At 66.4% G+C, this 7,745-nt stretch carries 10 protein-coding genes and 1 pseudogene; 5 read left to right on the top strand and 6 right to left on the bottom strand.

Translation table 11 applies throughout. The annotated features are described in order from the left end of the window. A pseudogene (locus tag TL10_RS17780) lies at positions 1 to 330 on the bottom strand (HNH endonuclease signature motif containing protein); the annotation flags it as partial. 161 nt (positions 331 to 491) lie between these two features. Here TL10_RS17780 and TL10_RS17775 point away from each other — a divergent pair. From TL10_RS17775 to TL10_RS17760, 4 genes are all read left to right on the top strand, one after another. Continuing rightward, entirely contained in the window at positions 492 to 773 is a 282-nt protein-coding gene (locus TL10_RS17775; protein ID WP_043401046.1) for a phosphoribosyl-ATP diphosphatase, read from the top strand. 26 nt (positions 774 to 799) lie between these two features. Continuing rightward, positions 800 to 1,645: an ATP phosphoribosyltransferase gene (gene hisG / locus TL10_RS17770; RefSeq protein ID WP_043401054.1), complete on the top strand. Its 846-nt coding sequence runs from the start codon at positions 800 to 802 to the stop codon at positions 1,643 to 1,645. Between the two features lie 61 nt (positions 1,646 to 1,706). Next, positions 1,707 to 2,207, top strand: a complete 501-nt coding sequence (locus TL10_RS17765; protein ID WP_043401051.1) for a DUF4126 family protein — start codon at positions 1,707 to 1,709, stop codon at positions 2,205 to 2,207. Next, the gene (locus TL10_RS17760; protein WP_043986636.1) at positions 2,197 to 3,570 is read left to right on the top strand and encodes an FAD-containing oxidoreductase; all 1,374 of its coding nucleotides are present in this window, start codon (positions 2,197 to 2,199) and stop codon (positions 3,568 to 3,570) included. The genes TL10_RS17765 and TL10_RS17760 overlap by 11 nt, the downstream gene beginning before the upstream one ends. On the opposite strand, the gene TL10_RS17755 is transcribed toward TL10_RS17760, so the two are convergent. Genes TL10_RS17755 through TL10_RS17745 form a run of 3 tightly spaced genes read right to left on the bottom strand, consistent with a single transcriptional unit; the run spans position 3,554 to position 5,039 of the window. Beyond that, entirely contained in the window at positions 3,554 to 4,189 is a 636-nt protein-coding gene (locus TL10_RS17755; protein ID WP_043986635.1) for a flavodoxin family protein, read from the bottom strand. The genes TL10_RS17760 and TL10_RS17755 overlap by 17 nt on opposite strands. Before the next feature lie 9 nt (positions 4,190 to 4,198). Next, positions 4,199 to 4,726, bottom strand: coding sequence for an SRPBCC family protein (locus TL10_RS17750; RefSeq protein WP_043986634.1), 528 nt, complete (start codon positions 4,724 to 4,726; stop codon positions 4,199 to 4,201). Then, positions 4,713 to 5,039 carry an ArsR/SmtB family transcription factor gene (locus TL10_RS17745; RefSeq protein ID WP_043400991.1) on the bottom strand — a complete coding sequence of 109 codons (327 nt, stop codon included), beginning with the start codon at positions 5,037 to 5,039 and terminating at the stop codon, positions 4,713 to 4,715. The genes TL10_RS17750 and TL10_RS17745 overlap by 14 nt, the downstream gene beginning before the upstream one ends. A gap of 226 nt (positions 5,040 to 5,265) precedes the next feature. Between TL10_RS17745 and TL10_RS17740 the strand changes: the two genes are divergently transcribed. Then, entirely contained in the window at positions 5,266 to 6,060 is a 795-nt protein-coding gene (locus TL10_RS17740) for an LLM class flavin-dependent oxidoreductase (protein ID WP_234711474.1), read from the top strand. A 50-nt stretch (positions 6,061 to 6,110) separates the two neighbouring features. Here TL10_RS17740 and TL10_RS17735 read toward each other — a convergent pair whose 3' ends face one another. Continuing rightward, the gene (locus TL10_RS17735) at positions 6,111 to 6,902 is read right to left on the bottom strand and encodes a thioesterase family protein (protein WP_043400984.1); all 792 of its coding nucleotides are present in this window, start codon (positions 6,900 to 6,902) and stop codon (positions 6,111 to 6,113) included. After that, positions 6,899 to 7,732 (bottom strand): RecB family exonuclease, encoded by an 834-nt coding sequence (locus tag TL10_RS17730; RefSeq protein WP_043986631.1) that lies wholly within the window; start codon positions 7,730 to 7,732, stop codon positions 6,899 to 6,901. The genes TL10_RS17735 and TL10_RS17730 overlap by 4 nt, the downstream gene beginning before the upstream one ends. Between the last annotated feature and the right edge of the window lie 13 nt (positions 7,733 to 7,745).

Below are 7,745 nucleotides of genomic sequence, written 5' to 3'. Positions count from 1 at the left end.
CACCTCGCCAGTCAGCGACCGCCGCGAGGCCAACAACTCAGCGTGCCTCACTCGGCGGCGAGCCTCCTCGGCACTGAGCCGGTCCCGGATGCGCAGCACGTCCGCCCAGTTCTTCGCCCCGATCTCCTGCGCGGTGGTTTGGGCCTGCAATGCGGCCACCACGGCATGATCAACGGCTTGGGCGGCGCACCGCATCTGCTCACGGTGGGATTGCACCGCCAACAACTCCGGCACCGACAACGCCATGTAGTCCACCGCCGCAACCCGCGCCTGTGCCGTGTCGAGGTCGGTGTAGACCTCCTCCACGGCGGTGGTGCTGGCAATGTCCATACTCGAACACTAGTTCGATGCACCGACAAGAAACCGCGGGAAATGTGACGCTAGTTACCTACTGTGACCAGCGCAAACAAAGTGACCAAAGTTTTTTCGAGACTGGGTGTGCTGCCGCCGGAGCGCCCCAGGCAGCCACATGCACAGCCCGCGTCCGCAGCGTGAAACAATTGCAGCCCGTGAAGACCTTCGATGCGCTATTCGCCGAGCTCAGTGAGCGAGCGCAGACCCGGCCGGCCGGCAGCGGCACCGTCGCAGCGTTGGACGCCGGGGTGCATCACCTGGGCAAGAAGATCATCGAAGAGGCCGGCGAAGTGTGGATCGCCGCCGAATACGAGAGCGACGACGAGCTGGCCGGCGAGATCAGCCAGCTCCTGTACTGGACGCAGGTGCTGATGATCAAGCGCGGCCTGACCCTCGACGACGTTTACGGCAAGCTGTGAACACCGCGACGAACGAGACCAACGGCATGCTCCGCGTCGCCGTCCCGAACAAGGGCGCGCTCAGCGAGTCGGCCGCCCACATCCTGTCCGAGGCCGGATACCGCCGCCGTACCGATCCCAAGGACCTGACGGTCGTCGACCCGGTGAACAAGGTCGAGTTCTTCTTCCTGCGGCCCAAGGACATTGCGATCTATGTGGGGTCCGGGCAGCTGGACTTCGGCATCACCGGCCGCGACCTGGCCGCTGAGTCGATGGCGCCTGTCCGTGAACGGCTGGCGCTGGGCTTCGGCTCGTCGACGTTCCGGTACGCCGCGCCCGCGGGGCGGGACTGGTCGGTCGCCGACCTCGCCGGCAAGCGCGTCGCCAGTGCTTACCCGAACCTGGTGCGGAAAGACCTGGCCGACAAGGGGATTGAAGCCACTGTGATCCGTCTCGACGGCGCGGTGGAGATCTCGATCCAGCTCGGAGTGGCCGACGCGATCGCTGACGTCGTCGGCTCCGGTCGGACCTTGGCGCTGCACAATCTGGTGGCCTTCGGCGAATCGCTGTGCGATTCGGAGGGCGTGCTGATCGAGCGTGCCGACGCGGCGCCCGATCAGGCCCGTGACCAGCTCGCGGCTCGTATCCAGGGTGTGGTCTTCGGGCAGCAGTACCTGATGCTCGACTACGACTGCCCCCGCACCGTTTTGGAGCAGGCGACGGCGATCACGCCGGGTCTCGAATCGCCGACCATCGCGCCGTTGGCGGATGCCGACTGGGTGGCCGTGCGTGCCCTGGTGCCGCGCCGGGAGGTCAACGCGATCATGGATGAGCTGACGGCCATTGGTGCCAAGGCAATCCTCGCTTCCGATATCCGGTTCTGTCGCTTCTGACCCGTGCCGGTGTTAGCGTCCCCGTAGGTTCGACAACCTGCACTTCCGACTGGAGGGTCACGTGACGCAAGCGCTGGTTCTGTTGTTCGCCTTACTCATCGGTGTGGTTGCGGGCCTGCGGGCCCTCACTCCGCCTGCGGTGGTGGCCTGGGGTGCCAAGCTCGGCTGGTTGCCGTTGGCAGGTACCTGGGCCGAATGGGTCGGCCACCCGATCACCGTGACGGTGCTGACCATCCTGTTGGTGGTCGAGTTGATCACCGATCAGCTGCCCAAGACTCCGGCGCGGACAGTGCCTGCGCAGTTCGGGGCCCGGTTGCTCACCGGTGCGTTCGCCGGCGCAGTCATCGGCGCGGGTTGGCACCACACGTTCATCGGCATGGGCGGCGGAATGATCGGCGCGGTGATCGGTACCTTGGCGGGCTTCCATGCTCGTCGAATCCTGGTGGCGCGCAACGGCGGAAAGGACCTGCCGGTGGCGCTCGCCGAGGATGTCCTCGCGGTCGGAGGCGGCTTCGCGGTAGCGGCCTTCGCTCTGAGCGCGATCGGTCCCTATGTCGTCTGAGGCCACCGCGTTCGACGCCATCATCGTCGGCGCGGGACAGGCCGGACCGCCCCTGGCAGGCAGGCTGGTCGACGCCGGCCAGACCGTTGCCGTCGTGGAGCGCAAGCTAGTCGGCGGCACCTGCGTGAACTACGGCTGTATCCCGACCAAGACATTGGTCGCCAGTGCCTACGCCGCACACCTGGCCCGCCGCGGTGCCGAATACGGTATAGGTACCGGCGAAGTCACCGTCGACATGGCAAAAGTCAAGGGCCGCAAGGACGGCATCGTCACCGCGGACCGCGACGGCGTCGAAAGCTGGCTCGAAGGCATGGACGGCTGCACGCTGCTGCGCGGACACGCCCGATTCATCGACCCCCACACGCTCCAGGTCGGTGACCAACGGATCACGGGCAAGCAGATCTTCCTCAACACCGGTGGCCGCGCGACGGTCCCGGACATCCCCGGTCTGGCCGACGTCGACTACCTCACCAACGTCGGCATCCTCGAACTCGACACCGTGCCAGAGCATCTGGTGATCATCGGCGGCAGCTACATCGGGCTCGAGTTCGCGCAGATGTTCCGCCGGTTCGGCGCCGAGGTCACTGTGGTCGAACGCGGGCCACGGCTGGCGTCCCGCGAAGACGACGACGTCTGCGTCGCCATCAAGGACATCCTGGAGCGCGAGGGTATCACCATCCATTTGGGCGCCGGCGACATTCGCGTTGCCAAAGACGGTGACGGGGTGGCGGTCAGCACCGGCAGCGCCGTCGTCACGGGCTCACACCTGCTGGTCGCTGTCGGCCGGGTGCCCAACACCGACGATCTGGGGCTCGAAAAGGCCGGGGTGGCAACCGACTCCAGGGGGTACATCACCGTCGACGACCAGCTGCGCACCACCGCCGACCACATCTGGGCCATGGGTGACTGCAACGGGAAGGGCGCGTTCACCCACACGTCGTACAACGACTTCGAGATCGTCGCGGCCAACCTGCTGGACAACGAACCGCGCCGGGTCAGCGACCGCATCCCCACCTACGCGCTGTACATCGACCCGCCGCTGGGTCGGGCCGGCATGACCGAGGCCCAGGTTCGGGCGTCAGGGCGAAAGGCGTTGGTGGGTAAGCGTCCGATGACCCGCGTCGGCCGGGCGATCGAAAAAGGCGAGACCCAGGGCTTCATGAAGGTCGTGGTCGACGCCGAGACCAATCAGATTCTCGGCGCGGCCATCCTGGGCGTCGGCGGCGACGAAGTGGTGCACTGCATCCTCGACCTGATGTCCGCCAAAGCCCCGTACACCACCATGACGCACACCGTGCACATCCACCCGACCGTTGCCGAGTTGGTGCCGACGATGCTCGAGGGGCTTAGGCCCCTGCAGTAACGGGCTGCGTAACAGCCTGCGCGACAGCGCGTCCGGCGACCAGCTGCCGAGTGACCTCGGCGACCCGCCGGCCCAGGTGCTCGCAGGTCGCGACGTCAGAGGGGTGTACCCCGTCGGGATTTGCATCGACGTCGGTCGCCGCGGCGGCACCCAGCCAGAAGCCCAGTCGGTTCAGTTCGTCCTCGCTCGCCGTGGAGTGATTCCAGCCCGGACCCAGACCCAGATTGACCCAGTGCATGTGATGTTGAGCGGCGAAAACCGCCAGTGAGACAAGCGCATTGAGCTTGTCGCCGCTCTTGCTTCCAGAGTTGGTGAAGCCTGCCGCCACTTTGTCGCGCCAGGTGCCCTGTTGGCAGCGACGGCCCGTCTGCTCGGCGAACGTCTGAAACGCCGCCGACACGTTGCCCATGTAGGTGGCGGTGCCGAAGATGATCGCGTCGGCCGCGTCGAGTACCTGCCAATCGTGTTCGCTCACATCACCCAACCGGATCGGGGTGACGGCCGCGCCCGCGGACCGAGCTCCGGCGGCCACTGCCTCGGCCAGGAATGCGGTGTGGCCGAACCCCGACTGGTAGGCGACGACCACCGACGGGGCATCGTGAAAGGTGTTGTCCGACATCAATTTCTCCTAGGCGGGTGGAACTGTGGGTGGGATGTAGAGAGGGCTGTGGCCGGCGATCTCGGCGTAGCGCTCCAGCCAGCTGGGTAGGGGAGTGCCGTCGAGCAGCGCCTGCAGCCGGTCGAGGAAAGCCTGTGTGCCGGGCCGGAATCCGTTGGCGTTGGGCACTCCGAGGCCGCGATGGGTCATCCGGAGCAGGGTGCCGGTGCCGTCTGCGGTGAGTTCGTAACGGACCACGCCGGGTTCGACGATCTGCTGGCGCCATTCGTGCTCGAACACGTGCGGCGGATCCCAGACCAGGATGCGCCCGGTCATGCGCTTCATGTCCGGTGGCACCGGCGGGCCGGAGGCGACCGTTTCGATCGAGCCGCCCTCGCGGCCGTCGATGACGGTCTTGCCCATCCAGATGTCGCGATGCGCGGGCTCGGTGATTGCGGCCCATACCCGTTCGACGGGGTGCCGCAGTCGACGCTCGAACGTCAGCGTTGCGCGGTCGCCGTCGATCGTGACGACGCCCTCGAGTTCATCGGTTGCCATGTTCCTCCTCGAATGTCGAATCAAGATGACGCTCAAGGGCGTCCAGATGGTTGGTCCAGTAGCGGCGGTAGCGGTCGATCCACTGGTCCATCTCGACCAGGCCGTCGGCGCGCAGCGCGTAGATGCGTCGTTGGGCATCGGGCCGGACCTCGACCAGCCCCACCTCGCGCAGCACTCGGAGGTGACGGGAGACCGTGGGCTGGGTCAGGCCCGGGAGGGTGGCGACCAGTTCACCGGCCGTGCACTCGCCCTCGGCGAGTACGTCGAGCAGAGCACGCCGGTTCGGTTCGGCGACCGCTTCGAAGACGTCCATGAAGCCAGTATGCCTAGACATCTATATAGATGCAAGTAGATATAAAGGTGCCCGATTGGCTCCCGCCAAATGTCGAATCGACGAACGGCGGCCATGAATGCTGTGCGCATCGATGCACGGGAAGCGATGGAATGCATGGCCGCGCAACACATTCGGCCTATCGCCTCCCGTCGGTAGCCGGCTCTCGGCGGCAGGCTGAACGCGGGCTCGGTGTTACGGTGTCGTGGTGCGTCACGCAATCTTCCTGCCGCCGTTCGGCGAATTGGCCGACCCTCAAGCCATCGTCGATATCGCGATCGCAGCCGAGGAATCGGGCTGGGACGGCCTATTCCTCTGGGACCATGTCCTGAGCCCGATCGGCGGCCAGTGGGAAATCGCCGATCCGTGGGTCGCATTGGCGGCTGCTGCGTCCAGCACGAGTCGAATCAGGTTGGGGCCGATGGTGACACCGCTACCGCGCCGTCGCATCGTCAAACTCGCACGGGAAACGCTGACATTGGATCGGCTGAGTCGTGGGCGGCTGACCGTGGGTTTGGGCACCGGCGACGATCGGGGCCGGGAATACTCTGCCTTCGGCGAGGATGCCGACGCACGGCGACTCGGGGGTTTGCTCGATGAAGGTGTCGGAGTATTGACTTCCCTGTGGGTCGGTGAAACTGTCACGCATCGCGGTCAGCTGGTTGCCGAGAATGTGCGTGCGCTACCCGACTCGGCGCAGCAGGTGCGCATCCCGTTGTGGTTCGGCACCGCGCGTCACAGCGGCAAGCCCATCGAACGTGCCGCCCGCCATGACGGCATATTTCCGCTCACCGGCGACGCGTCGACGGTGGCCCAGATCGCCGACACCATCGACCAATTACGCGGCAGCCGTGAGGGTTTCGATATCGCTGTCAAGACTCGTCCGGGCACCGATGCGGCCGAGTTCGCCGGCGCCGGCGCGACCTGGGCAATGCACGCCTTTTGGCCGGGTGACGGCACCGATCAGGTACTGCGAGTGATCACGGCCGGCCGCCCGAGCTGACGAGTTGTTACGTGTTTCTCGCGCGAACGACGTCCTGGCCGGCAACCGATTCAGCGCCGCTGCACCAACAGCGTCTGCGCTGACGTCCCGATGAAGCCCTGTTCGTCGAACAGCTCGGCCGTGGTCGAACCGAGGCCGTCGGGGCCGATCGAGCCGCGGGCGCGCAGGCAGAACTCGGAGCCGACGGGAGCGCGGTGCAGGTGCACCGTGGTGTCGGTGTTCATGAACATGAACTCATCCGGATCCAGCGTCGCGCCAACGCCATTGGCCGAGTCGACGACCATCGCTAGCCGCTGCAGGTCGGTCAGTTCCTCGTCGTCGACCAACGAAATCAGGGGCTGCATCCAGACCACCGAGGCGTTGGCGTCGTCGGGTTGCGGCACCCAGGTGACGGTCTCCAGATAGCCGGGCCGGCCCTGCCAGGAATGTCGGACGCCGGTGTCGGCGAGCCGGGTCATCGGCGGATAGCGATCGAATGCGGCGTCCCGGGTGTCACTGGTGGCCAACAGCCACGCCGACATCCGAGCCACCGCACGTTCGGAACCGTCCCGCTGGGTGGCCGTCATCTCCGCGGTCATCATGCAGATGCGCGAACCGGGCCGCGATACCCACGCGCGAACCGCAACGGGCGCAACGGGAATCGCACCCAGAATGTCGAGGGTCAGCCGGCCCACCTGCATCCCGCTACCGGCGGCCAGCTCTTCGATGGTCTTGGTCAACAGTGCCAGCGGCGGCGAACCGTGCTGAATGCTCGAATCCCAGTTACTGCCGGTGCCCTCGGTCGATTCGAAGCGTTGAAAATCGCCGTCGGCGTCGAGCCGACGGTAGTAGCAGTCGATCATGCAATTCCGAAACTGTCTGGCCAGCCCGGATAGGGCGGGGGAGTGCCACCGAACGCGGGGCACAGTTCTTGGTGTGTGCACCAGGAACATAGCTTGGACGGGTTGGGCCGGAAGTCACCGGTCTCGCCGGACTTTTGAATGGCCTGCCAGATGGCCATCAGTGTCTTCTCGAACCTCTCCAGCTCGGCCAGATCGGGGCTGTAGTCCAGCACCTGGCTGTCCGCCAGATACAGCAGCCGCAGCCGCGCCGGCACCACGCCCCGGATGCGGAGCAGGGCCACCGCGTAGAACTTCATCTGGAACATGGCCTTGAACTCGGCCAGCGCCCGCGCCTCCGGCGGCGCCTTGCCGGTCTTGTAGTCGACGACCCGCAGCTCGCCGGTCGGCGCCACGTCGATCCGGTCGACGAATCCGCGCAGCAGCGTGCCGTCGGACAACTCGACCTCGACGCGTTGTTCGCAGCTCTGCGGGTCGAACCGCGTCGGGTCCTCCAGCCGGTAGTACCCGGCCAGCAGGGCCCGCGCTTCCTTGAGCAACGTCTCCCGCAACTCGGGCGCGATCTCCTCGGCCAGCTCGGGCTTCTCCGTCACCACGGCATCCCAGGCCGGTATGACCAGGGACAGGGCGGTCTCCGGCACGCGGTCGATGGCGGGCAGTGCGTACAGCTGCTCCAGCGCGGCATGCACCACCGATCCGCGCAACTGGGCGGTCGACGACGGCTCGGGCAGCCGGTCGATGGCCCGGAACCGGTAGAGCAGAGGGCACTGTTTGAAGTCACCGGCCCGCGACGGCGACAGCGCGGGCCGTCGGACAGGGGCGGCAGCGGTCATGCGCGGTCCGCCT

The sequence above is a fragment of the Mycolicibacterium llatzerense genome, from assembly GCF_000878195.1.
GTDB classification, from domain to species: Bacteria; Actinomycetota; Actinomycetes; order Mycobacteriales; family Mycobacteriaceae; genus Mycobacterium; species Mycobacterium llatzerense.
The sequence above is the reverse complement of the archived record's forward strand: the minus strand, read 5'-3'. Positions and strand labels throughout refer to the sequence as shown.

Bases quoted from the DNA above. Each gene is read 5' to 3' on its own strand.
- hisG (WP_043401054.1), top strand. From the start codon at position 800: ATGCTCCGCGTCGCCGTCCCGAACAAGGGCGCGCTCAGCGAGTCGGCC.
- TL10_RS17760 (WP_043986636.1), top strand. From the start codon at position 2,197: ATGTCGTCTGAGGCCACCGCGTTCGACGCCATCATCGTCGGCGCGGGA.
- TL10_RS17755 (WP_043986635.1), bottom strand. From the start codon at position 4,189: ATGTCGGACAACACCTTTCACGATGCCCCGTCGGTGGTCGTCGCCTAC.
- TL10_RS17750 (WP_043986634.1), bottom strand. From the start codon at position 4,726: ATGGCAACCGATGAACTCGAGGGCGTCGTCACGATCGACGGCGACCGC.
- TL10_RS17745 (WP_043400991.1), bottom strand. From the start codon at position 5,039: ATGGACGTCTTCGAAGCGGTCGCCGAACCGAACCGGCGTGCTCTGCTC.
- TL10_RS17735 (WP_043400984.1), bottom strand. From the start codon at position 6,902: ATGATCGACTGCTACTACCGTCGGCTCGACGCCGACGGCGATTTTCAA.
- TL10_RS17730 (WP_043986631.1), bottom strand. From the start codon at position 7,732: ATGACCGCTGCCGCCCCTGTCCGACGGCCCGCGCTGTCGCCGTCGCGG.